Genomic DNA, 26,223 nt, shown 5'->3' on the forward strand with positions numbered 1-26,223 from the left:
TTAATCTATGTATTGAATTGGTAAGGTAATTACCACTTTGGTTCCTAAACTATTTCCTTGATTATCATTTAGTTGATTACTTTCCATTCCAGCCTTTTTATTAGCGACTTTGGTAATCATTTTTAATCGTTTTTTGATAATACTTAATGCCATTGATTTGTGCACTTGTACTGAGTTTTCTTTTGACTGTATTGATTTTTCTATTCCAATTCCGTCATCAATAACTTCACAAATAATGGTATCTTCTTTTGTTTGAAAGTTTACTGTAATGTTTCCTGATTGTTTTTTGACAATAATTCCATGCATGATTGCATTTTCTACCAAAGGTTGTATCAATAATGGCGGAATTCCCATGTCATCTTCTATAGTGTCGCTTTTGGTAATTGTGTAATTGAATGTATTGTCAAATCTTAATTTTTCGAGTTCGAGATAGTTTTGTAAACTTTCTATTTCTTTTTCAATAGGTATTAGAGATTCTTTAGAATATTCGAGTGTTAAGCGCATTAACTTAGAAAACTTTGCCAAATATTTTATCGCGTGATCAGTTCCATTGTTAATGATAAATCCAGAAATAGCACCCAAACAGTTAAAGATAAAATGCGGATTCATTTGTAAATGCAATGCTTTCTGCTCGTATTCGGTTAGTTCTTTTTCTAAAGTCAAGCGTTTTTTTAACTCCATACGTTTGTAATATAAAAACCCTAAACCAATTAATAACAATAAACTAAAGCCTATTAGAAGATATTTCGTTGTGCGTTGTTTTGCTTCTTTGGTTTTGATTAATTCTTCATGTTCGCGCACTAATCTTGCTGAGTTTTCTTTTTTCTCATATTCAAAATTCATTTCAGCTTGCACACCTTTCCGAATGTTTTCTACATTCGCTAAAGAATCATTTAGCTTCCAAAATAGTTTGTGATGCTCCAATGCTTTTGGGAAATTACGTTTTGCTTCAAACGCTTTACTTAATATACTTTCTGCATTACGCATTTGTTCCAACACATTGGTTTCTGTGCTTAGTATTAGTGCATTGCTTGCGTTTTGAATTGCTTTTTGATATTGTTTTTGATTTAAAAATAATTCACCCTTAAAAATGTATGTATCAGCAATTCCAAACTTATCATTAATCGTATTGAACGCTGTAATAGCTTTATTCCAATGATTTAGCGCTTCATCGTTTTTGTTATTTTCTTGATAATAAAGTCCAACACTATTATGCCACTCTCCTAGCGCTCTAGGATTTGTTTGTACATGTTTTTCTGCTTGTTGATAGGCTTCAAATGCTTTAGTAGAATTTTGTAGTCTTCGGTAACAATTCCCAATATTAGTGAGTGTAATACCAATATTAGGATCTTTTAATTTTTCTTGCGTACTTTTTGCCTTTGAAAAATATTCTAATGCTTTTGTATAATCCTTTTGCGATTGATACGCAACGCCCACATTGTTATATAGTCTTGAAAGCATATTGATATCTTTCAGTTCTTCATAAATAACAATTGATTTTATATAATATTCAAAAGCTCTTGAATAATTACTTTGTTCTGAAGAAACAACACCTATACTTCCGTAAGCTCTTGCTAAACTTTTCTTAAGAGCTATTGACTCATTTTTAGTAAGTTCAAGTTCAAATATGTTTTTTGCATTGGTAAAATAAGTAACCGATTTATCATAGTTTCCTAAAATAATATTTCCATTACCTAAGTTAACATACGCTTTCCCTTCTTCGCTTTTTATTTGAAGTTTTTTTGCCAATAAGAGTGCTTTATTAGCATAGCGGATAACTTCCTGTCCATTTGTTGTTTTAAAAGCATTGGACACTTCATTTAATAAAGTGAGTTTTTCTTTTTCATCTTTTGCATTAGTAATTACCTGTACTAAGCTATCGGTAACTTTATTTTGGGAAACTACCTGTGTCAAGGTGCATAAAATGAGTGCTATAAATATCTTTATTTTCAAAATAAGTTGATTTGATATTCAAATATACTATTTACATTAAGTAAATGCTTCGCAAATTAGAATTTGAGGGGTTTGACTTAGAATTTGAAAAGTTTATATTAAATAACCCGCTAAAAACTAAAAAAGACCAACACAATGGTTGATCTTCTTTAGATAAGTTTATAAATGTAAGCTATTACATTTTTATAATTTTCTCTGTATTAACTCCTTTTTCAGTACGTATTTTAATAAAGTAAATACCTTGCATACGATTAGAGATGTCTAAGTTTACTTCTTTAGCATTGTGCTTTTCGTTTCCTATCATACGTCCATGAATATCATATATTTCAATGCTTTTAATACTATTATTTGCAGTGATGTATATGTTATCTTTTGTAGGATTTGGATATAGAACCAATGACGTATCTACATAATATTCTGAAGTACTTAATGTAAAAGCTGTACTAGCTGTATTTGTCATAATAGGCGCATTGTAATCGAAAAATATATTTGCTTCATTACTTACAACATCATCTTCTACAAGTCCAGCGTTTGTTCTCAGTTTTAATAATAAATTTCCGTGTCCGCCAGCGTCTAAAAATATATTTTGAAAAACGAAACGAACCATGTTTCCAGTCACACGTACGTCTGCATTATGTGAACTACTCAACAATTGCAATGTATTGATATCAAATTGATTTGGATCAATGTTCATTTCAACAACAATATTTTCTGCAAAGAAATTTCCTGTGTTTTCAAAATTGATAATATAATGCAGGTATTCTCCAATTTCATTTGGATCAACAAAATTACCTTCCACACATGTAATGTCATTCGGATCGTATGAACCTACAACGGTTTGTGTAAATGTAAATTGATTGTCGTCAGGTAAAATATCTCCTGCAATAGGATTTATCGTTGCCGAAAACACCAATTGATCTCCTATGTTTACTGGTGGAGTTGCCGTTGGCGCATTTACATTAAGTACTACATAAAAGTCTCTACTTTCATAAGGAACTAAATTAGTATATGTCCAATTGATATTTCCTGATGTTTGTGAACTTGGCATTTCAGTACTACTTACAAAGCTTGTAATTGTGTCATCATATGTAAAATTGATATCACCAGAAACCGCTTCATTTCCTTTGTTTTTATACGTTATCCAATACACTGCATCAAATCCTGGACGTGCAAAATCTATTGGTGCTATTGTGATTTCTACATCAGGGTTTGAACCACTATTTGTAATGCAAAAATCTTGATTGAATACTGTATTATTTGTACTTGGGAAGTTAACAGAAGCATCTGCAGGAGTTACATTGAAAAATGTTGGATTCTCCAAGTTTGGTGTTATCGTGTAATTTCCTGTTGTTGTAATGTATGAATAATCACCTACGTTATTTGTAAATACGGTTGTTGTCGTTGATCCTTCACTGATATTGATACTTGTATATGGTAATACCAAATCATCAGTTCCATTACATCCATTACCGTTTACATCATAAGACATATTTCCTTCTATCGTATTAAAGTTAGTATCATAAGGATCTGAACCTAATATGACTTCCAAGGCATTGTTTATATCATCATTATCACAATTGGCTGCTTGCCAAACTGAATTATCAGCGTCATATCCGGTATAACCAATACTTTGTACAGGATCGCAAGGATCGTTATAATCTGTTCCTTCTAAAACTTCTTGCCCGTTAGAAATTCCGTCACCATCAACATCTTCAATAGCTTCACCAACACAATTACAGTTTTCATCTATAAAATCGGATAGTGTTGCAGGATTTCCATCATCACATGGAGTGCCAACTGAAGCGCCACCACAACTTCCGTCATCAATAATAGTTACACTTGCAGTATCACTAATATTTACTGTATTTCCCGAAGTTACCACACCTTGTATTGTAAACGTTTCTGGAACTTCAAAAACATCATCATCAGTAATTGGAATGACAACATTTACCGAATTTTGAAGACCAGGAATAGTAACTGAAGTCGTTATAGAAGTATAATCATTTGGAGTTATAGCTGTATTATCTGCAGTTGTGATATTAATTGCTACATCAAAAATAGTTAAACCATCAATAGTAATAGGAACAATAATGCTTCCGGCATCTTCTGATACAGAAATATCGTTAATAATTAGTGTAATTTGATCATCATCTGTAATTGTAATAGTTCCTGAATCGTTAGTATTTGAAACGTTTCCACTTGTGACCATAGCACTTACGGTAAAATCTTCTGTTGGCTCAGATAAATTATCATCAATAATAGGTATCGAAACATTTACTGAACTCTGAAAAGGTGGAATTGTAACAGTAACTGTTGTAGCTGCATAATCTTCTGGATCAGTTGCAGTATTATCTACAGTCGTGATCTGTATAGTTGTTTCTACAGGGTTTGTATTATCTATAGATATAGGAACACTAGCAACACCAGCATCTTCAGAGATTGTTACATCACCTACGGACATTGTAGAAATATCATCATCAATAATGGTAATAGTTCCAGCATCAAAATAATTAGAGGTGTTTCCGCTAGTTTCAGTTACATTTACACTAAATTCCTCTGTAAGTTCAACAGTAGTATCTGACACGATCGAAATTGAATAAGAAAGTCCTGTAAGTCCAGCAGCTAATATAATATTAGAATCGTCAACAGCTGTATAATCTACTGGGCTTACAGCAGTACCATTTACAGTCATTACTTCAAAATTCATATCTTCACTACTAGGATTAGATAATGAAACTTGTATTGACGCCATTCCTTCTAATTCTTGTATAGTTACATCTGAAACTGTAAATGATGGAGTATCATTTTGTCCAATGGTTACTGTTCCTGATGGATTTGTGTTAGCTGTATTTCCACTAGTCACAGTTCCATTTACAAAAAAGGTTTCTGTAGGTTCTCCTATATTGTCATCTGTAATTGGAATGGAAAAACCTATACCTAATTGTCCTGCTGGAATTGTTACGGTAATGACTGTAGTTGTAAAATCATCTGGATCCGTTGCTGTATTATCAGCTGTTGAAATATTGATTACAGTATTAACTGTATCCACCACATCTAATTCAATAGAAATATCAGCAGATCCGTAATCTTCGGTAACCGTTACGTCACTAATGGTAACTACTGGCATATAACCAGTATTTGTTGTAGTTTTCTTTAAAGAAAGATTGGTTCGTTTGTTCGCATGACTTAGCGATAAAACAAATAATAGGAAAATTCCTAGTACTTTTATTTTCATGGTTTTAATGTTATTTCTGTATTGGTAGGTAGTAAAGATAAACAGAATTTCTTTTTTTAAATTTAGAATCTAAAAAAATAACTAGAATGTATACGTAATTTATAAAAAGTGTAGTGCGATAAAATTACTACAGATATACATTTGTTACCAACTGCGCTACAGTAGCATGATCGCTTCCACCAGCAGGTTCAATAGTAATGTTTAATGAAGCGGCTTTATCAATGTATTGCAAAACAACAACATCTTTGCTTTTATCGATGATTCCCATGTTGATCATTTCTCCATCAACATCTGCCCACATTTGATAAGTTTTATCTGCTGGTAACGCTGGAAGTTTTTGCGCATTTACAATAGCAGATTTACCTTCGTGATTTATGTATGCCATAGCAAATCCATCAGGAATTTTGTCATTCCCTTTCAATGCATATTGAAGTGTATTTGGGTCTTTTACGACTTCCGCTAATAATTGCGAGTCTTTTAAGCCTGCTTCCAAATTAGCAATTTGTTCTTTTACTGTATTTAATTCTTGTTGTGTAGTTTGCAAATCATCTTGAGTAGTATTCCATTGTGTAAACATCCACAAAGAACTTACCATAAATATAGCCGCCAATCCTGCGGCAATCCACATGAACGTTTGTGAACTTGCGTTTTTTTCAGCTACAGCTAAAGTATCTTTATCTTTTGCTTCTGGAAGTATTTTTACTTTTGCATCTTCTTTTATCGCTGCAAATAGATTTTCTTTTACAAAACTTGGTGGTTGCACAGCGTTTTCTAGAGCTATATTTTCAAAATCTTGTTCTATCTCAGAGAATTTCGCTGCTAAGACTTCATCGTCAGCTAACATTTTTTCGAGCGCAATAACTTGCTCTTCAGGTAAAGTTCCTAAAAAGTATTGTTCTAGCATTCCGCTTTCTATGATAGTATTTCTATCTTTCATGTTACTAATTCTAATAAACAAATCAATACTAATAATTCTTTCGAATATACAACACGCAATTTTTCTACCGCTTGTCGAATATACGATTTAAAAGTTCCCAAAGGAACTCCCATTTCTTCATGTGCCTCTTTATGTGTGAGTCCATTAAAATAAACTAGTCTTAGGGCTTTTTGATGATGTGCATCCAATTTAGACAATGCACCTTTTAGTTCAGCATGCAATCCTGCATGTTCTTCAACACCTTCTTCTTCATCTTTATATACACTTAAATCTTCTGTTTGGATGAGTTTATCATCTTTTCGTAAAAAATTTAATGTTGTATTTCTAGCGATTCTATATAACCAAGTATAAAATTTTCCCTTTGATGAATCATACAAATGTGACTTATCCCAAGCTTTCATAAAAGTTTCTTGCAAAATTTCTTGTGCAGCTTCTTCATTTCTACACATACGAATTATGACACCATATATTGCACCCGAATACTTGTCATATAGCTTTGACAATGCGGTTTCGTCTCCATTTTGAAGTTGTTCAATAAGTATAGTGTCGTTGTTCACTTTTGAAATAAATCTTATCAAATTTAAAAAAAAATTAACCAAGCTCATCCAAACGCTAAAAACTTGTGTATATAATTTTGAAAGCGCTTAACAAACTAAAAATAGAATCTAAAAAATTAAACATTATTATGAAAAAATTAATCTTAACAATCACAACTGCAGCAATTTTCTTTTTTACTATAAATACAACCGCACAAAATAAAGATATTGTAGACATTGCAGCTTCAAACAAAAGCTTCTCAACATTGGTAACTGCTGTAAAAGCTGCCGGATTGGTCGATGCATTAAAAAGTGACGGACCATTTACAGTATTCGCACCAACAAACGCTGCTTTTGCTAAGATAGACGCAAATACATTAGGTGCTTTACTAAAGCAAGAAAACAAATCGAAACTGACTAGTATTTTAACGTATCACGTAATTAAAGGAAAATTAACTGCAAAGGATGTAGTTGCTGCTTTGAAAAAAGGAAAAGGAAAAGTGACACTAAAAACACTTAGTGGAGCAAAAATAACTGTTGTACAAAACGACAAAGGAATTTGGTTGAAAGATGCTAACGGAAACCACAGCATGATTTCTAGTACAGATATCATGGCTAGTAATGGAGTAATCCATGTTATCGATAGCGTTGTGATGCCAAAATAGTGTTGGTTAGTTTACAAGTGAAAAGGGAACAATCTGGTTTGGATTGTTCCCTTTTTTTATTTTGATGGAATTTTGTTTTGGGAATTAGGTGTTAGGTGTTAGGTGTTAGGTGTTAGGTGTTAGGTAAAATATTGAATCTTGAAAAGACTACTTTGATCTAGATCCTACAAATTGCTGTGACTTGTTTTTAAACAATACATTAAATGTTGTCAAACTTCCATAGATACGCGTAATATACTGTTGTAAATCTATTTTTTCTTGTTCATCTAAATTGCTAGAATTAATCTTTTGTTCCATCACACGAATGCGATCACGAACCATTACTATTTTATGAAAAAAGCCATCAATCGGAATTTCTTTTCCTTTTAAATTGGTGTCGCCAGGCTCTAAAACAATTTTTCCACCTTTCCATTTGTCAGCCATCGGAACAATTTCAGATACATCTGACCATTTTTTTAGCATATTTTTCAAAATTGTTTCTACTTCATAAAAACTTACACTATCCACTTCATCTTCAACGGCATCAATCACTTCAAAATCACTATCAATATCAATGGTTTCCAATCCATTTTCAATAAAAGTAACCCAATAATGTTTAGATGTTACATTCGTTACAACGCCTAATCCGTATTCGGGATGTTTAATTCGTGAGCTTATTCCTAAGATGTTCATATATTAATTGGTATTATTATTGTTTTCTATTAATTCCTTTATACTTATTTTGTAAATTTAAACTTGAAGTAAAAATAACATCATATGCGGAATCTGACAATACATGCTGTAAAAAATAATGCAATTCTTTTTTTCATTAGTTTATTATGTTTCGCTTGCGCGAATGAACAAAAACAATCTTCAAATCAAACAACCGAACTCGTTTTACAAGAAGAAGTCGTTGAAGAAGAAAACTTGATAAATCCAACAGGTAAAATCATTGAAACGCGTTTTAGAACGCCAAAAGACTACACAAGAATTCCACTTGAAGCGACTCATTTTGGTTCTTATTTAAGAAACTTATCGCTAAAACCGTTCTACAGTAAAGTAAAATACTTTGATGGACGTGAAAAATACAACAACAACGTATATATTTCTGTGGTTGACATGGAAATTGGCACACGCGATTTACAACAATGTGCTGATGCTGTGATGCGATTGCGTGGCGAATATCTATTTGCTCAAAAACGATTAAATGACATTCACTTCAACTTTTTATCTGACGGAAAACCAAGACATTTTAAAAAATATGCAAATGGTGATCACTCCTATAAAAAATTTAGAAAATACATGAATTACATTTTCGCATATGCGAATACAGCTTCTTTACGAAATGAACTAATGAAAGTTACTGACATCAAAAATATTCAAGTTGGCGACGTGTTTATTCAAAAAGGAAATCCATTTGGACATGCCGTTATTGTTGTTGATGTGGCAAAAAATGAACAAGGTGAAAAAATATTTATGATTGCACAAAGTTACATGCCAGCACAGGAAACTCAAATTTTAGTAAATCAACAAAACAAACAAATAAGTCCTTGGTACAAGGCAAAGGAAGGAAAAATAAGAACTCCTGAATGGTTATTTGAAAGCACTGATTTAAGAAGATTTAAAGAATAAAATAATTAATGAAAAAAGTATTCAAAATTATAGGAAAAAGTATTTTAGGCATCATTGTCATTCTGTTACTACTTTTTGCATTTGCATACATTAAATACAACGAACCATTACCCAAAGGAACTTCTGGAGCAGAAGCAGATGCACTAGCAACTAAAATGCTAAACGCTTTAAACTATGAAGCATATAAAAACACACGTTATCTGAGTTGGACATTTCCTGGCGGACATGAATATGTTTGGGATAAAGATCAACGCAAAGTTGATGTATCATGGAATGACGTAAAAGTAAACTTAAACCTAAAAGAACCTACATCCAGTAGTGTTACTATTAACAATAATACTATAGATTCGGAAAATGCTTCAAGTTATATTGAAAAAGCACTTTCGTACTTTAATAATGACTCGTTTTGGTTAGTAGCTCCCTATAAAGTTTTTGATGAAGGTGTTACACGTAGTATTGTTTCCTTAGAAAATAACGAAAAAGGATTACTAATCACTTATGCAAGCGGCGGTACAACGCCAGGTGACTCATACTTATGGTTATTGGATGAAAATTATCGTCCAAAAGGTTACAAAATGTGGGTTAGCATTATTCCTATCGGTGGGTTGTATGCAACTTGGGACAACTGGAAAACAACAGAAAGTGGTATTTCTTTATCCAACAATCACACTATTATCTTTATGAACTTACCTATGGATAGTGTAAAAGCATGGAACTAAACGTTTGATAATCTGTTAAATTTTAACATTTAAAGCACAGAATTGTTAAATGTTTTATAAAGTATCTTAAAAAAAGAATTAACTTTACGGCACTTTTATTAAACTAAAATTAATCTAAAATTATGAGAAAGAACTACTTTTTTATATTACTACTAATTCCTATTATTGGTTTCTCGCAAGGGAGATCGTTTTGGCAACAAACGGATGAGTCTAAAATCAAGCAGACTGATCTATTAGAAAGAAACTCTACACCTATAGCGTATGATCTATTCAAATTAGATCTGAATTCTTTAAAACAGACACTTGCTGATGCTCCAGACAGAGAATTAAACATTCCTTCTGAGATAACAGTTCAATTTCCTATTGTTGATGGTAAAATGGAAACCTTTGAAGTATACAATGCTTCTGTATTAGACCGTGATTTTGCTGCTAACTATCCAGACATACAATCGTATGTTGCTGTTAGTAGAGAAAATACTGGAACTATAATTCGTTTTTCTACAACAATTTTTGGATTCCATGCAACTGTTCATACAATTGGAAAAACATACTACATTGATCCAATGACAACAGATTTACAAACATATGTAATGTATGCTAAAGAAAATCTGTATGCAAGTAATAGTCTTGAAGAAAGAATTGGATGTCTTGTAGACGATTCTACAGAAGATAGAACAAGCGCTGATGGAGCTTTCAATCCTGAAAATGCAAATGACGGTCAATTAAGAACTTTCCGTTTAGCATTAGCATGTACACAAGAATATGCAAACTATCATATCAATGCTGCTGGACAAGCTGCTGCAACTGATGCAGTAAAAAGAGCTACAGTTTTAGCTGCAATGAATGTTACAATGACAAGAGTAAACGCAGTTTTCGAAAGAGACATGTCGTTAACAATGACATTGGTAGATAATACTAGTATTATTTTCTTAGCTGAAAATGATGGATATACTGATAGTGATGCAAATCAATTAATTAATCAAAATGTTACTATCGTAAATGCTAATATTGGATTAGCTAACTATGATATCGGTCACGTATTCACTACTGGTGGTGGTGGATTAGCTGCTCGTGGTGGTATTTGCTACAGTAATGCAAAAGCTGCAGGTGTAACTGGTTCTCCAAACCCTGTAGGAGATCCTTTTGATATTGATTTCGTAGCACACGAAATGGGTCACCAATATGGTGCAAACCACACATTTAATGGTGGACAAGGTTCTTGCGCTGGTGGAAACAGAAGTGCAACAACTGCTGTAGAACCAGGAAGTGGAACAACAATCATGGCATATGCTGGTATTTGTGGTTCTGATAACGTACAAGGAAATAGTGACGATCACTTCCATGCAATTAGTATTGACGAAATGTGGACACGTATTACGCCTCCTGGAGAGCCAACTTGTTCTAACAATACTGCAAACGGAAATGCTGCTCCAACATCTAATGCAGGAGCTGATTATACAATTCCTTATGGAACTGCTTTTACATTATCTGGTACAGGAACTGATGCAAATGCTGGTAATGTATTATCATATTGTTGGGAACAAACTGATGTTGGTATTACAACAAATGTTCCTTCTACAACAAGTACAAGTGATCCACAATTTAGATCATACTCTCCAATGACAACTGGAGATCGTACATTCCCACAATTAAGTGATATCTTAAACGATAACTTAACACCATCTTGGGAAGTTACGCCTAGCGTTGCTAGAACAATGGACTTTGCATTAACTGTAAGAGATAACGCATCTCCAAATGGAGGACAATCTAATAGAGACGACATGACTCTTACATTAGCAAATACTGGTCCTTTCATTGTTACTGCACCAAATACAACAAACTTTAGCTATGCTTCTGGAACTACAAACACAATTACTTGGGATGTAGCTGGAACAACTGCTAATGGAATTAATACTTCAAATGTAAACATCTTATTCTCTACGGATGGTGGATTGACTTTCCCAACTGCATTAGCTACTAATACTGCAAATGATGGTTCTGAATCAATTACATTCCCATCAGTTTTTGAACCTTTCTGTAGAATAAAGATTGAAGCTGTAGGAAACGTTTTCTTTGCAATTTCTAAATCATTCTCTGTTGGAGCTACAGTAACAGATGCTACAGTTTGTAATACATATACAACTGGAGCAATTGCTACTGCTATCCCTGACGGAGCTGGTATGCCTGGACAAGGAACACCAGTATTTATTCCTGTAACTGTTACAGAATCTACTCCAATTACAGATCTTAGAATAAGTGCGAATGTAACTCATTCATATATTGGAGATTTAATTATGCAATTACAAACACCTAATGGTGGTGGATTTGCTAATATCTGGAATAGAACTTGTAATACTGCTCAATTTGGAAATCTTAACGTTACCTTAAAAGATGGTGAGCCAGCTATTATGTGTGCATCTCCTACAACAGGTACATATGCTCCTGCAAGTCCAATGACTGGATTTAACGGAAATAACCCTGCTGGAGTTTGGAATTTAGTTTTTGTTGATTTCTTTACAGGAGATACAGGAACTGTAAATGAGTGGTCTGTTGAACTTTGTACTACATCAACAACGATTGTATTAAGTAATGAAGAATTCGCTTTAGACAACTTCTCTTTATATCCAAATCCAAATAAAGGTGAGTTCTCTTTATCATTTAACTCACAATCTGGTGAAAATATCGATGTAGCAGTACACGATATCGCTGGAAGATTAGTTCACTCTAAAAGCTACAACGCTACATCTACATTCAAAGAAAATATCTCTTTAAAGAATGTTAGTACTGGTATGTATTTAATTTCAGTAACTGATCAAGATAGAAAAGTAACTAAGAAATTGATTATTGAGTAATCATATTTCATAAACATATTAAAAACTCCGAAGCGAAAGTTTCGGAGTTTTTTTATATTTAAACTTTATGGACACCATTTTTAACTATACATACGAAGTGCTAATGATTATTGCTAACGCTACAGGTTTCACTTATAAAGAAATCAATATCATTGTATGGTTTATTATCATTCCATTAACTTGGATGTTATTACTTGATAAAATATACAAACAACGAAAGTGTACCATTGTCTTCACAATTGTAATCATTGCTTCGCTCCTATTGATATCAGATTTTACACAGTTTTGCAATTGGTTATTTCAAAAATCAGTTGACTTCTTGAACCTCTTCAATAGTTTTGGAAGTAACTATGTTGCTTCTTCTGTGATTATATGTGTGTTGATTCCAATAGTTATTTATGTAATTTTGATCAGAAAAGCATTCTTTAAAAAAAGGTAATTAGATACGGTTCTTGCAGTAACTAAAAACCATAAAAAAAGCGAACCGAAGTCCGCTATTTTTTGGTTTATAATATTTATCGACCACAAATACCGATTGGCTGACAAGATATTGTTGGACATCCGTTACTTGGGTTACAGTCGTCTGTACATGCGTTTGTACCGCACGCATTTGTATTATTACAATCATCAGTAGGGCAATTTTGTGTCTCTGCACAAATTCCTATTGGTTGACATGATATTGTATTAAAAGTTCCTCCTTTAATAGCTGGTGTGTGAAAATTCGAAATAGACTTCTTGTTAAGCTTTAACGATTTTAAATTCTTTCTTTTCATGATATAAAGTTTTGAAATTAATAATACTTAAACTTATATAAATGAATCTTGAGATACTTACGGTAAAACCTTAATTAACATTTATATAGCATTATTTTATTTCAATTAAATACATGAATTCATAAATACTCAATTAAGCATTAAAACTAAAGAAATATAACAATGATTATAAATTCTGATATTGTAAAAAATTGAGATTATTCAGTGTTACTTTCTGACTGTAAAATTCGTACCTTTGCATTTTTGCAAAAGCTATGACGAATTACGAAGAAAATATAGAAGTTCAAGGTGCCAGAGTTCATAACCTAAAAGATATTGATGTTACGATTCCTAGAGAAAAACTAGTCGTGATCACTGGTCTTTCTGGAAGTGGAAAATCATCCTTAGCTTTTGATACCATTTATGCAGAAGGACAACGACGCTACATCGAAACATTTTCTGCGTATGCGCGACAGTTTTTAGGCGGATTAGAACGTCCGGATGTTGACAAAATTGATGGTTTATCTCCTGTAATCGCCATTGAGCAAAAAACTACTAGTAAAAGTCCACGTTCAACTGTTGGAACTATTACTGAAATCTACGATTTTTTACGACTATTATTTGCCAGAGCTTCAGATGCATACAGTTACAATTCTGGTGAAAAAATGGTGAGCTATAGTGATGAACAAATCAAAAGTTTAATCCTAAACGATTTTAACGAAAAACGTGTTAATATCTTAGCACCAGTAATTCGTTCACGTAAAGGACATTACCGCGAATTATTTGAAAATATTGCCAAACAAGGATTTGTAAAAGTTCGTGTGGATGGTGCTATTGTTGATATTGAAAAAGGAATGCGATTGGATCGTTACAAAACCCACGATATCGAAATCGTAATTGATCGTTTAGTGATTAATGATGAAGTTGATAATGATAAACGCCTTACGGAAACTATCAAAACTGCCATGTATCATGGTGATGATGTTTTAATGGTAATTGATCAAGATGCGCCAAAAGAAGCACGTTATTTCAGTCGTAACTTAATGTGTCCGTCTTCAGGAATTTCATACCCAAGTCCTGAACCAAATACATTTTCATTCAACTCTCCAAAAGGAATGTGTCCTAACTGTAACGGTTTGGGAACACTACATGAAGTAAATGATGCCAAAGTAATTCCAGATCCAAAAGCAACGATAAAAGCTGGTGGAATTGCACCTTTGGGTGATTATAAAAAGTCATGGATATTTAAACAATTGGAAATTATTGCAGAGCGTTACGAGTTCAAATTAAGTGATCCGATCAAAGATATTCCGCAAGAAGCCATGGATGTAATTCTAAATGGTGGAAACGAAAAGTTTTCTGTTGTCAGCAAAACACTTGGTGTTACACGCGACTATAAGATTGATTTTGAAGGAATTGTAAGTTTCATCAAACATCAATATGAAGACAGTGAATCTTCTTCAATCAAACGTTGGGCAAAAAACTATATGGACAAAGTGGATTGTTCAGAATGTGGTGGATCGCGCTTACGCAAAGAATCATTATACTTTAAAGTAAACGAAAAAAATATTGCCGAATTGGCAAATATGGATATTGTAGAATTGGCCGCTTGGTTTGACGGTTTACAAGAACAATTATCTGAAAAACAACGTAAAATAGCAACCGAAGTCGTAAAAGAAATTTCAACACGATTGCGCTTTTTATTAGATGTAGGTTTAAATTACCTTGCACTAAATAGAAGTTCAAAATCACTTTCTGGTGGAGAAGCACAACGTATTCGACTCGCTACACAAATTGGTTCGCAATTAGTTGGTGTTTTATATATATTAGATGAACCAAGTATTGGTTTGCACCAAAGAGACAATGAAAAATTGATCAATTCGCTTGAATCATTACGCGATATTGGAAACTCTGTTATTGTGGTAGAACACGATAAAGACATGATAGAACGTGCCGATCACGTTATTGATATTGGTCCAAATGCTGGACGACATGGTGGCGAAATTATCTCAGAAGGAACACCAGAAGAATTACTCACACACGATACACTTACGGCTGCTTACTTAAACGGAAGTAAACAAATTGCGATTCCAGCTGAACGTAGAAAAGGAAATGGTAAAAAGTTAATCTTAAAAGGCGCGACAGGAAATAATTTGAAAAATGTTTCTGTAGAATTTCCTTTAGGAAAAATGATTGGTGTTACCGGAGTTTCTGGAAGTGGAAAATCTACATTAGTAAATGAAACGCTCTACCCTATTTTGAATGCACACTTTTTCAATGCTGTAAAAAAACCAATGCCGTATAAAAGCATTAAAGGTTTGGAACATATTGACAAAGTAATTGATATCAATCAATCGCCAATTGGTCGTACACCACGCTCAAATCCGGCTACATATACAGGCGTTTTTAGTGAAATAAGAAGTTTATATGCCAAAACTCCTGAAGCGATGATTCGTGGCTACAAACCAGGAAGATTCAGCTTTAATGTAAAAGGCGGACGTTGCGAAACCTGTCAAGGTGGTGGATTACGTGTGATAGAAATGAACTTTTTACCAGATGTGTATGTTGAATGTGAAACGTGTACAGGAAAACGTTTCAATCGTGAAACGCTGGAAATTCGTTACAAAGGAAAATCGATTGCGGATGTATTGAGCATGACGATGAATGAAGCCGTAAATTTCTTTGAACACATTCCAAAAATCTATCGTAAACTAAAAACCATCAAAGATGTTGGTTTGGGTTATATCACACTTGGGCAACAAAGTACAACGCTTTCTGGTGGTGAAGCTCAACGTATAAAATTAGCAACAGAATTATCAAAAAGAGACACAGGAAATACATTTTATATCTTAGATGAACCTACAACTGGACTACATTTTGAAGATATTCGTGTGTTAATGGAAGTACTGAATAAATTAGTCAATAAAGGAAACACCATTGTAGTTATTGAACACAATATGGACGTGATTAAAATGACTGATTATATCATTGATATAGGTTATGAAGGTGGAAAAGGCGGCGGACAAGTCGTAACAAAAGGAACTCCTGAAGAAGTTGCTAAGCATAAAAAAAGTCATACAGCACGTTTTTTGAAGAAGGAATTGGTGTAACAAGAAATTCAAATACACATTACACATAAAAAAGCGTGTTTCTTAGTTGAAACACGCTTTTCGTCCTCTGAATTAATAAATAAACTATATAAACTAAACTAATCTTTATTCTTTTTCACAGCACTTTTATTTTCTTGAATTGCTAATTTCAATAATAATATGGTACAAATAAAGCCTCAAAAGTCACTGTTTACAATGAAAATAGTGTGAAACGGAAAAATAGCCTTTGAAAGTTACTTTCGTACGGTTGGTGAAATAGTAAACATCAGAAAGTCTTAAAATCTGATTCGTTTTTTTGAAATTACTAAAGATTCTTTTAGTTTTAACTCATTGCGTAATTTTCAAAATAGAAACAACAGGAATTCCTGTTATGTATAGGTTGTGATTAATTATAAAAAAAATGAAAATAGAACTAATAACCAAGGAAAGTAATTTAATAGAAAAAGGTGTTGATTACTTTTGGAAAAATTGGGGAAATGAATCTAATTTTAATTTTTACAAGAATTGTATTGAAAACTCATTTGATCATGAATCTATTCCAAAGTTCTACTTAATACTGAATAAGGAAGAAATTGTTGGATGTTATGCATTATTGACTAATGACATAATAAGCCGACAAGATTTAATGCCTTGGTTTGCCTGTTTATATATTGAAGAAAGCTTTAGAAATCAAGGTTTGGCTGAAAAATTATTGAAACACAGTTTTAATGAATCTAAAAAAAGAGGATTTGACACTTTATATCTTTCCACGGAATTAAATGACTTTTATGAAAAGAAAGGTTGGAAATATCACTCAAAAGGGTTTGGAGTTCTCGGAGATGAAGTGAAAATATACTCCACAAAAACGAGTTAAAAACTACAGCTAACTTAAGTCGTGTATAATTAGAAATTATGAATCTAAAAAAAAGTTTAGCACAATTTGAGGAGATACCATGAATAACGAATGAAAGAAAAACCTATTTTAATTTTAGCATTGAGTTTGACTATAATTGTTGAAGTACTTTTAATCGCCTTCATTTATAATAACGTTGGTTACGAAAGGCTTTAAGAGAAAATAAAAAGAGTGCTTCAATTAAGAAACACTCTTTTCAACACTTGAATTAATAATAAACTACGTAAAACTAAACTCTAATCTTTATTTCTTAACTACTTGTTTTGTAATTTTTGAGTTACTTTCTGTATCAGTAATGTTTAATAAATATACTCCTGATTGAAAAGAAGAAATATTAACTTGTATTGTATTATTTAAGTTTCCATTTTCTTGATATACTCTTCTTCCTGATACATCATAAATTTCTATAACGACATCAAATGATTGGCTTGATGTACTTTTCAGATTTAATATGTCATTCGTTGGATTTGGGTATACACTAAAATCAATTCTATTTTCAAAATCTTCAACACTTAAAGGATCTTGCCTTGTTACAGTGACCCAATTGTCTGAGATATCTTCACAATCATCATCTGAAAGCGTAGAAATATGATCGCCTACTACTGGATTTGGTAATCCTCTGTAATTCCATCCCCAAACATGACATTCACCTACTGGTGCAGCACTTAAGTCTAACGTGTTTCCGTTAGCAGCATTTTGCCATGCTAAGATGTTATCGTTGTCATCTGTAATGATATACCAATACGATAAGTTTGGAGCTGTAGTCGTATGTGCAACATCAAATATGATGTTTCCAGCATCTCCTGTATATGATGTTGTTACACCATCAGCTAAAGTAACCATTCCACCATCTGGAACTTCTCTGTATACCGTAACCCAGTTATCTGAGATATCTTCACAATCATCATCTGAAAGCGTAGAAATATGATCACCTACTACTGGATTTGGTAATCCTCTGTAATTCCATCCCCAAACATGACATTCGCCTGCTGGTGCAGCACTTAAATCTAAGGTGTTTCCGTTAGCAGCATTTTGCCATGCTAAGATATTGTCATTGTTATCTGTGATAATATACCAATATGATAAGTTTGGAGCTGTAGTCGTATGTGCAACATCAAAAACAATATCACCTGCACAATTAGCATACGAAGTAGATGTTCCGTCTGCAAGTGTTACCATTCCACCATCAGGAACTTCTCTGTATACTGTTACCCAGTTATCTGAGATGTCTTCACAATCATCATCCGATAAGGTAGATATATGATCGCCCACTACTGGATTTGGCAATCCTCTATAATTCCATCCCCATACATGACATTCACCTGCTGGAGCAGCGCTTAAATCTAAGGTGTTTCCGTTAGCTGAATTTTGCCATGCTAAGATGTTGTCGTTGTTATCTGTGATGATGTACCAATACGATAAGTTTGGAGCTGTTGTAGTGTGTGCAACATCAAATACGATATCACCAGCACAATTAGCATACGAAGTAGATGTACCATCTGCAAGTGTTACCATTCCACCATCGGGAACTTCTCTATATACGGTAACCCAGTTATCTGAAATGTCTTCACAGTCATCATCTGAAAGCGTAGAAATATGATCACCTACCACTGGATTTGGTAATCCTCTGTAATTCCATCCCCAAACATGACATTCGCCTGCTGGAGCTGCACTTAAGTCTAAAGTGTTTCCGTTTGCTGAATTTTGCCAAGCTAAGATGTTATCATTATTATCTGTGATGATATACCAATACGATAAGTTTGGAGCAGTCGTAGTGTGTGCAACATCAAATACGATGTCACCTGCACAATTAGCATAAGAAGTAGATGTTCCGTCAGCTAGAGTAACCATTCCTCCGTCTGGAACTTCTCTATATACTGTAACCCAGTTGTCTGAAATGTCTTCACAATCATCATCTGAAAGTGTAGAAATATGATCTCCAACTGTTGGATTTGGTAATCCTCTGTAATTCCATCCCCAAACATGACATTCGCCTGCTGGAGCTGCACTTAAATCCAACGTGTTTCCGTTAGCAGCATTTTGCCATGCTAAGATATTGTCATTGTTATCTGTGATGATGTACCAATACGATAAGTTTGGAGCTGTAGTAGTATGTGCAACATCAAAAACAATATCACCTGCACAATTAGCATACGAAGTAGATGTTCCGTCTGCAAGTGTTACCATTCCACCATCAGGAACTTCTCTATATACTGTTACCCAGTTATCTGAAATATCTTCACAGTCATCATCTGAAAGCGTAGAAATATGATCACCTACTACTGGATTTGGTAATCCTCTATAATTCCATCCCCATACATGACATTCACCTGCTGGAGCTGCACTTAAATCTAATGTGTTTCCGTTAGCTACATTTTGCCATGCTAAGATGTTATCGTTGTTATCTGTGATGATATACCAATATGATAAGTTTGGAGCTGTAGTCGTATGTGCAACATCAAATACGATATCACCAGCACAATTAGCATACGAAGTAGATGTACCATCTGCTAAAGTAACCATTCCACCATCGGGAACTTCTCTGTATACGGTAACCCAGTTGTCTGAGATATCTTCACAGTCATCATCTGAAAGCGTAGAAATATGATCGCCAACTGTTGGATTTGGTAATCCTCTGTAATTCCATCCCCATACATGACATTCACCTGCTGATGCAGCGCTTAAATCTAACGTGTTTCCGTTAGCAGCATTCTGCCAAGCTAAGATGTTATCGTTGTTATCTGTGATGATATACCAATATGATAAGTTTGGAGCTGTAGTAGTGTGTGCAACATCAAATACGATATCACCAGCACAATTAGCATACGAAGTAGATGTACCATCTGCTAAAGTAACCATTCCACCATCGGGAACTTCTCTGTATACTGTAACCCAGTTGTCTGAGATATCTTCACAGTCATCATCTGAAAGCGTAGAAATATGATCGCCAACTGTTGGATTTGGTAATCCTCTGTAATTCCATCCCCATACATGACATTCACCTGCTGGTGCAGCGCTTAAATCTAAGGTGTTTCCATTTGCTGAATTTTGCCAAGCTAAGATATTGTCGTTGTTATCTGTGATGATGTACCAATATGATAAGTTTGGAGCTGTAGTAGTATGTGCAACATCAAAAACAATATCACCAGCACAGTTAGCATACGAAGTAGATGTTCCGTCTGCAAGTGTTACCATTCCACCATCAGGAACTTCTCTGTATACGGTAACCCAGTTATCTGAGATGTCTTCACAATCATCATCTGAAAGCGTAGAAATATGATCGCCTACTACTGGATTTGGTAATCCTCTATAATTCCATCCCCAAACATGACATTCGCCTGCTGGTGCAGCACTTAAGTCTAACGTGTTTCCGTTAGCAGCATTTTGCCATGCTAAGATATTGTCGTTGTTATCTGTGATGATGTACCAATATGATAAGTTTGGAGCTGTCGTAGTATGTGCAACATCAAAAACAATATCACCAGCACAATTAGCATACGAAGTAGATGTTCCATCTGCTAGTGTTACCATTCCACCATCGGGAACTTCTCTGTATACGGTAACCCAGTTATCTGAGATGTCTTCACAATCATCATCTGAAAGTGTTGAAATATGATCACCTACTACTGGATTTGGTAATCCTCTGTAATTCCATCCCCATACATGACATTCACCTGCTGGTGCAGCGCTTAAATCTAACGTGTTTCCGTTAGCTGAATTTTGCCATGCTAAGATGTTGTCGTTGTTATCTGTGATGATGTACCAATACGATAAGTTTGGAGCTGTTGTAGTGTGTGCAACATCAAATACGATATCACCAGCACAGTTAGCATACGAAGTAGATGTTCCGTCTGCAAGTGTTACCATTCCACCATCAGGAACTTCTCTGTATACTGTTACCCAGTTATCTGAGATGTCTTCACAATCATCATCTGAAAGTGTTGAAATATGATCACCTACTACTGGATTTGGTAACCCTCTGTAATTCCATCCCCAAACGTGACATTCGCCTGCTGGAGCTGCACTTAAATCTAAGGTGTTTCCATTTGCTGAATTTTGCCATGCTAAGATGTTGTCGTTGTTATCTGTGATAATGTACCAATACGATAAGTTTGGGGCTGTCGTAGTGTGTGCAACATCAAATACGATATCACCAGCACAATTAGCATAAGAGGTAGATGTACCGTCTGCAAGTGTTACCATTCCTCCGTCTGGAAGTTCTGGACATGTACCATTTTCAGCTCCTAAAGTAGAAACATATGCTCCATAATCAGCAGCTGTATTTCCACTACCATCAAATTGAATTGATAATGAACTATCAAAAGCTGGGATAAAATCCCCTGCTGTCCAAGTTCCTGCAGCAACCGCTACACCAGATCTTTGGTGACCTGTAGATCCCCATTCGATATAATCGACAATAGCAGCACTACTTGAAAAGGCTGAAGAAGAATATAATCCTAATTCGCCATCATCACTATCAATAAAATTAAAACCGCTAATTTCTACAATAGAACCAGCAGTCATCATTAAACTTCCCGATTCAACAGTGATAGAAGCATTACTTAATTGCGTGTAGGCAGGAAAATCACATAACCAATATGTAGAAACATCAACCGTAGTTGCTCCTAGATTTTTTAGCTCTACAGATCCTGTTTCTTTTACTTCACTAATTACTATTTGAGCATTTGAAAAACTGTAGCCAAATAAAACTAAGGTTAGAAATATAAATTCTTTTGGGTGGACAAATAGATATTTGCACCAATAATCGAGTAACTTTTTCATCATTTTCTTTTTTTTGTTTGATTAATTTTATGATGCAAATAAAGTCTCGAAAGCCCTATACATACAATATAAACATGGTGAAGCGGAAAAATAGCCCGTGAAAGTTCTTATATAAAGATTGAAAAACTTCTGAATTTTGGAAAAATGAAAAAAATATGAACCTAAGAAAGCTTGTTGCACGACTGCAGGAACGTTTCGAACACGTTGGAAAGCCTGTTGCACGTCTGCAGGAACGATTCAAACGCATTGGAAAGCTTCCTGCAGCTCTGCGAGAACGATTTAAACACGTTGGAAAGCTTCTCGCAGCGCTGCGAGAAGGTTTCAAACGTATTGGAAAGCCTGTCGCATTGCTGCGAGAAGCTTTCGCGAGTGTTTATATTAAGAATTCTGCAATGAAATATGTAAAAATGATAGTTTCATTGCGAATTTCGCAAAATAAGACTTTTTAACTTAGTCTATACTTCTACTCCGCTCAGTATAACTTGTATGTCCCTAATCTTTGTTTTACTTTTATGGTATACTCATGAGCACACAGCAACTTCATACAACAACATCCAAACACTTTCCTCCAAAGTTTAGAGTGATCCTACTTGTTTCAATTGTTATTTATGGGTTGGCTATTTTCCAAGACTATGTTTTTTCTAGAATCCGAGTGACGGGTTTTTATTGGACAGATACTATGCTCTATAATATCTATTGGCTTTTGTTTATTCCTTTTATATACATTGGGAATTTCATCTATACAAAGTTTCAACCCAAAACATTCACTCATAAAATATTGTATGCATTCACTTCAGCAGGGATATTAAGCTTTGTACATATGTTTGTGTTTACTTCTATTTTTATTGCAGGAAGTACGCTTATTTTCACGGTACCACACCGATTTTCAACCATGTTAAAGCATGTTGTTTCCAATCAGTTGCACATCACAGTTATTATATACCTTTTTATTCCTTTTGTGTTTGACTATCTTAAAAGTAGGAAACAGTTAAAGCAACAACTTCCCATTCAACAGACCATCACCGTAAAGAATGGTACGCGCAGGATTAAAGTTGATATTTCATCTATTCTATTGATCAAAGCTGATAAACCGTATACAATGGTATTTACAGCTGATCAAAAACTCCTCCATGACGAGAGTTTAAAGAAACTTGAAAATGTATTAGACGCTGAAATCTTTTTTAGAGTGCATCGTTCCTTTATAATCAACAAAAATCATGTTACCGAATTGAAATCGCGAAAAAATGGTGACTATGATGGAATACTCTCCAACGGACAATCTGTTCGACTCAGCAGACATTACCGCCATAATTGGAATGCATTGCTCAACCACTAAGCTATTACACCACTCCACTTAGCCTATTTGCTGGGTTTTCTCTTTTCAAGACTTAAGATTTAGTTCATTTTTGAAACTCATTTTAAATTTTAATTCATGAAAAATATATTGAGTGTTGGATGCGTCTTCTTATTCCTATTATCATGCATAAGTTGCAACGGACAGACCATAAGAAACAAAACGCCTACAAAGAATCATCAAAACAAAATTGTTGGCGGTGGCTGTGATGGTTGCAAATTGATGTATGTGGACATGCCAAAGAATATTCAGTCAATAGACACCAGCGTAGCTTGGAACGACAAAGGTCAAAAATTACTGGTTACGGGAAAAATATTCAAACGAGACGGCACTACTCCTGCTCCAAATGTTATCGTGTATTATTGGCAAACCGACAACAATGGCTATTATGCTGGTGGCAAAGGCAAATCGAAAAGACACGGTCGTATTCGTGGTTGGGTACAATCGGATGCAGACGGAAACTACGCTATTTACACCATTCGTCCTGCTCCTTATCCAAATCGTGATAGTCCTGCACATATCCATTTGTCTATTAAAGAGCCAGACATTGATACGGAATATTATACAGATAGTTTAGAGTTTGACGATGATTCTTTGTTAACAGCAGACAAAAGAAAGCAATTAGAAAATCGTGGTGGAAGCAGTATTTTAAACATTGTTTTAGATGGTTCTCTGCAAGTTGCGGAGCATAACATTATTCTAGGCTTACATATTCCTAATTATCCAAAAACCAAACAAAACTGATATTGAATATCTCAAGAATGTTTAATGTTATATAAGCAATTAAGAACTCATTGTGTTGGGTTTTTAGTTGCTTTTTTTGTTCTTTTCTTAAGTGTAATGTGTAGTTTATTGAAAGGTTGCGGGAAACCGTAATTTTAGACTTGAGCAATGTTTTACATTTATACAAAATAACAGGAAGTTGAGATAAAATACGTTCTTGTTAGACCTAACTTAGTACAAGAAAAATGCATATAAAGGAAATTCAATTAGAAAACTTTAAATCATATCAGAATATAACTTTCGAAACTAATCATAGATTTAATGTAATAATTGGTGAAAATAACATAGGTAAGTCAACTCTATTTGAATCTATTCTTTTATGGAAAAAATGCTATGATAGAATTCTAAAATCTAATAAAACTCAATTTTATAAAGTAGATGGAAAAGAGAGTTACATACCTTTTAGTGAATTTAGTTTTTTAAGATTAATTAATGATACTGATTTATTTAACCAAGCTCCTAATAAAACAAAAATCACTTTAAATATCTGTTCAGAAATAGAGGAATTTAAACTCACATTTGAAATTGGTAAACCAAAAGCGATACCTAATTCTTATTTTAGATTTAAAACAATTAAGCATTCTGAATTTGTGAGGTTTTCAGACTCTCTTAAAAGAAAAAATATAAAACTTGACAAAGCTATTTTTATTTATCAAGCTAAGCCTGTTGCAAATATTTTAAGTCGTGAACCATATATGAATACTGGTCAGGTTTTAAAAAAGATTTCTATAGGTAAATCTGGGGAAGTACTAAGAAATAAAGTTATTCAAAAAGATAATATTAAACTAGAATTACTAACAACTCAAATTGAAAATGTTTTAGGTGTTAAATATATTTTTAATTATAGAAATAAAAATCGTTCAAATCTTGATGAATATATTGATTTAAGAATCTCTGATGGGCAAAAAGAATTAGATCTCCACCTTCAAGGAAGTGGTTTTTTACAAATAGCAGAAATATTTTCAACAATAGGTTATTTAGAAAATGCAATAAATGTTTTACTTATAGATGAACCTGATTCACATATTCATATAAAACTTCAGCATAAATTACTTAGAGAATTAAAAAAAATAACTAATACCCAAACTTTTTTGATCTCACACAATGATAGCTTTGTCAGCAAATTAAATCAAGGTGAACTATTTTATATTAATCAAGAAAATAAAATATCAGGGGCTTTAAAACCCCTTCATATTTCAGATTTTGATATTATAAAGCAAGAACTAGGGGGAATTATTTTAGCTTTAGATAAGCTTAATTCTACAAATACAATATGTCTTGTGGAAGGAGATGATGATATTGAGTACCTCGAAACATTGGTAAAAAAATATAAAGGATTAGAAGGCTCTAAAAATATTGTAAAAAATATTACATTCTATCATTTAAGAGGTAAGGATTTTATTCTTAAAAAAATAGACTTCAATAAAAGGTTATTGCTACAGATATTTAAGAATAAAACGCTTACTGTAATTTTTGATAAGGATTTTTCTACCACGATGTCGAGAGATGACTTAAAAATTCAGTTAAATAAAAAAACGTGTTCAAGTTTAAGTTTTTGTCATAACGGATATTGTATTGAATCAACTTTATTTAGTGACATTAATAAATTAAAAACCTTAATGATCAAGTTGTCTAATCAAGTCCCTATAAGAGTTAGTTTATTTATTGATGAGTACTTAAGTGATGTTTTAATAAAATTTAAAGACCCTACATCAGATTTATTTACGATTTTCGAAAAGAAATTTGAGGGGCAGAAAAAAGAATCAAGACCAGAATTAAAAAACATTACATATAATGACTTTATTCGTGATACTATAGCATCAAATTGTATAAGTTATTTTTTCAACAAATATTTAGTTGCAAATTTTATTAAGAGTTTTGAAGTACATTTTGGTACTAATATATTTCAAACCACTGAAAATAATTCAGATGAATTTTATTCTTCACTTCTTTTTAATAAGTACCTTAATTCCATTATAGATATCCAAGATATTGTAAGTGATCATATTGAATTGATAGAAAAAATATATGAACTATAAAGT

18 protein-coding genes are annotated in these 26,223 nt (G+C 33.5%); 11 read left to right on the plus strand and 7 right to left on the minus strand.

Going from position 1 to position 26,223, the window contains the following annotated elements; translation table 11 throughout:
• The 4 genes from ACUUYC_RS20165 to ACUUYC_RS20180 form a co-directional block, all read right to left on the minus strand.
• Positions 1-1,953, minus strand: coding sequence for a tetratricopeptide repeat-containing sensor histidine kinase (locus ACUUYC_RS20165; protein ID WP_474268771.1), 1,953 nt, complete (start codon positions 1,951-1,953; stop codon positions 1-3).
• Positions 1,954-2,128: 175 nt separating this feature from the next.
• Positions 2,129-5,188, minus strand: a complete 3,060-nt coding sequence (locus tag ACUUYC_RS20170) for a DUF7619 domain-containing protein (protein ID WP_474268773.1) — start codon at positions 5,186-5,188, stop codon at positions 2,129-2,131.
• A 127-nt stretch (positions 5,189-5,315) separates the two neighbouring features.
• Positions 5,316-6,125, minus strand: a complete 810-nt coding sequence (locus tag ACUUYC_RS20175; protein ID WP_474268775.1) for an anti-sigma factor — start codon at positions 6,123-6,125, stop codon at positions 5,316-5,318.
• Positions 6,122-6,682 (minus strand): RNA polymerase sigma factor, encoded by a 561-nt coding sequence (locus ACUUYC_RS20180; RefSeq protein WP_474268777.1) that lies wholly within the window; start codon positions 6,680-6,682, stop codon positions 6,122-6,124. Before ACUUYC_RS20180 ends, ACUUYC_RS20175 begins: the two co-directional genes overlap by 4 nt.
• 128 nt (positions 6,683-6,810) lie before the next feature.
• On the opposite strand from ACUUYC_RS20180, the gene ACUUYC_RS20185 reads away from it, so the two are divergent.
• Positions 6,811-7,326 (plus strand): fasciclin domain-containing protein, encoded by a 516-nt coding sequence (locus ACUUYC_RS20185; protein WP_474268779.1) that lies wholly within the window; start codon positions 6,811-6,813, stop codon positions 7,324-7,326.
• Between the two features lie 147 nt (positions 7,327-7,473).
• On the opposite strand, the gene ACUUYC_RS20190 is transcribed toward ACUUYC_RS20185, so the two are convergent.
• Positions 7,474-7,998 (minus strand): hypothetical protein, encoded by a 525-nt coding sequence (locus ACUUYC_RS20190; RefSeq protein ID WP_474268781.1) that lies wholly within the window; start codon positions 7,996-7,998, stop codon positions 7,474-7,476.
• A gap of 84 nt (positions 7,999-8,082) precedes the next feature.
• On the opposite strand from ACUUYC_RS20190, the gene ACUUYC_RS20195 reads away from it, so the two are divergent.
• The 4 genes from ACUUYC_RS20195 to ACUUYC_RS20210 all read left to right on the plus strand — a co-directional run bounded on the left by ACUUYC_RS20195 (position 8,083) and on the right by ACUUYC_RS20210 (position 12,947).
• Positions 8,083-8,937 (plus strand): DUF4846 domain-containing protein, encoded by an 855-nt coding sequence (locus tag ACUUYC_RS20195; RefSeq protein ID WP_474268783.1) that lies wholly within the window; start codon positions 8,083-8,085, stop codon positions 8,935-8,937.
• An 8-nt stretch (positions 8,938-8,945) separates the two neighbouring features.
• Positions 8,946-9,656 carry a hypothetical protein gene (locus ACUUYC_RS20200; RefSeq protein ID WP_474268785.1) on the plus strand — a complete coding sequence of 237 codons (711 nt, stop codon included), beginning with the start codon at positions 8,946-8,948 and terminating at the stop codon, positions 9,654-9,656.
• A gap of 122 nt (positions 9,657-9,778) precedes the next feature.
• Positions 9,779-12,508 (plus strand): zinc-dependent metalloprotease, encoded by a 2,730-nt coding sequence (locus ACUUYC_RS20205; RefSeq protein ID WP_474268787.1) that lies wholly within the window; start codon positions 9,779-9,781, stop codon positions 12,506-12,508.
• A gap of 67 nt (positions 12,509-12,575) precedes the next feature.
• Positions 12,576-12,947: a hypothetical protein gene (locus ACUUYC_RS20210; protein ID WP_474268789.1), complete on the plus strand. Its 372-nt coding sequence runs from the start codon at positions 12,576-12,578 to the stop codon at positions 12,945-12,947.
• A 76-nt stretch (positions 12,948-13,023) separates the two neighbouring features.
• Here ACUUYC_RS20210 and ACUUYC_RS20215 read toward each other — a convergent pair whose 3' ends face one another.
• Positions 13,024-13,281: a hypothetical protein gene (locus ACUUYC_RS20215; RefSeq protein ID WP_474268791.1), complete on the minus strand. Its 258-nt coding sequence runs from the start codon at positions 13,279-13,281 to the stop codon at positions 13,024-13,026.
• A gap of 254 nt (positions 13,282-13,535) precedes the next feature.
• Here ACUUYC_RS20215 and uvrA point away from each other — a divergent pair, with 254 nt between their 5' ends.
• Positions 13,536-16,370, plus strand: coding sequence for an excinuclease ABC subunit UvrA (gene uvrA / locus ACUUYC_RS20220; RefSeq protein WP_474268794.1), 2,835 nt, complete (start codon positions 13,536-13,538; stop codon positions 16,368-16,370).
• A gap of 400 nt (positions 16,371-16,770) precedes the next feature.
• The gene (locus ACUUYC_RS20225; RefSeq protein ID WP_474268797.1) at positions 16,771-17,223 is read left to right on the plus strand and encodes a GNAT family N-acetyltransferase; all 453 of its coding nucleotides are present in this window, start codon (positions 16,771-16,773) and stop codon (positions 17,221-17,223) included.
• 282 nt (positions 17,224-17,505) lie between these two features.
• On the opposite strand, the gene ACUUYC_RS20230 is transcribed toward ACUUYC_RS20225, so the two are convergent.
• Complete coding sequence (locus ACUUYC_RS20230; RefSeq protein WP_474268799.1) at positions 17,506-22,047, minus strand: T9SS type A sorting domain-containing protein; 4,542 nt, start codon at positions 22,045-22,047, stop codon at positions 17,506-17,508.
• Between the two features lie 152 nt (positions 22,048-22,199).
• Between ACUUYC_RS20230 and ACUUYC_RS20235 the strand changes: the two genes are divergently transcribed.
• From ACUUYC_RS20235 to ACUUYC_RS20250, 4 genes are all read left to right on the plus strand, one after another.
• Positions 22,200-22,493 (plus strand): hypothetical protein, encoded by a 294-nt coding sequence (locus ACUUYC_RS20235; RefSeq protein WP_474268801.1) that lies wholly within the window; start codon positions 22,200-22,202, stop codon positions 22,491-22,493.
• A gap of 74 nt (positions 22,494-22,567) precedes the next feature.
• Complete coding sequence (locus ACUUYC_RS20240; protein ID WP_474268803.1) at positions 22,568-23,380, plus strand: LytR/AlgR family response regulator transcription factor; 813 nt, start codon at positions 22,568-22,570, stop codon at positions 23,378-23,380.
• 96 nt (positions 23,381-23,476) lie between these two features.
• Complete coding sequence (locus ACUUYC_RS20245; RefSeq protein ID WP_474268805.1) at positions 23,477-24,142, plus strand: dioxygenase family protein; 666 nt, start codon at positions 23,477-23,479, stop codon at positions 24,140-24,142.
• A gap of 224 nt (positions 24,143-24,366) precedes the next feature.
• Positions 24,367-26,220, plus strand: a complete 1,854-nt coding sequence (locus ACUUYC_RS20250; protein WP_474268807.1) for an ATP-dependent nuclease — start codon at positions 24,367-24,369, stop codon at positions 26,218-26,220.
• Positions 26,221-26,223: the final 3 nt, after the last annotated feature.

This window comes from Kordia sp. E, from assembly GCF_056033805.1.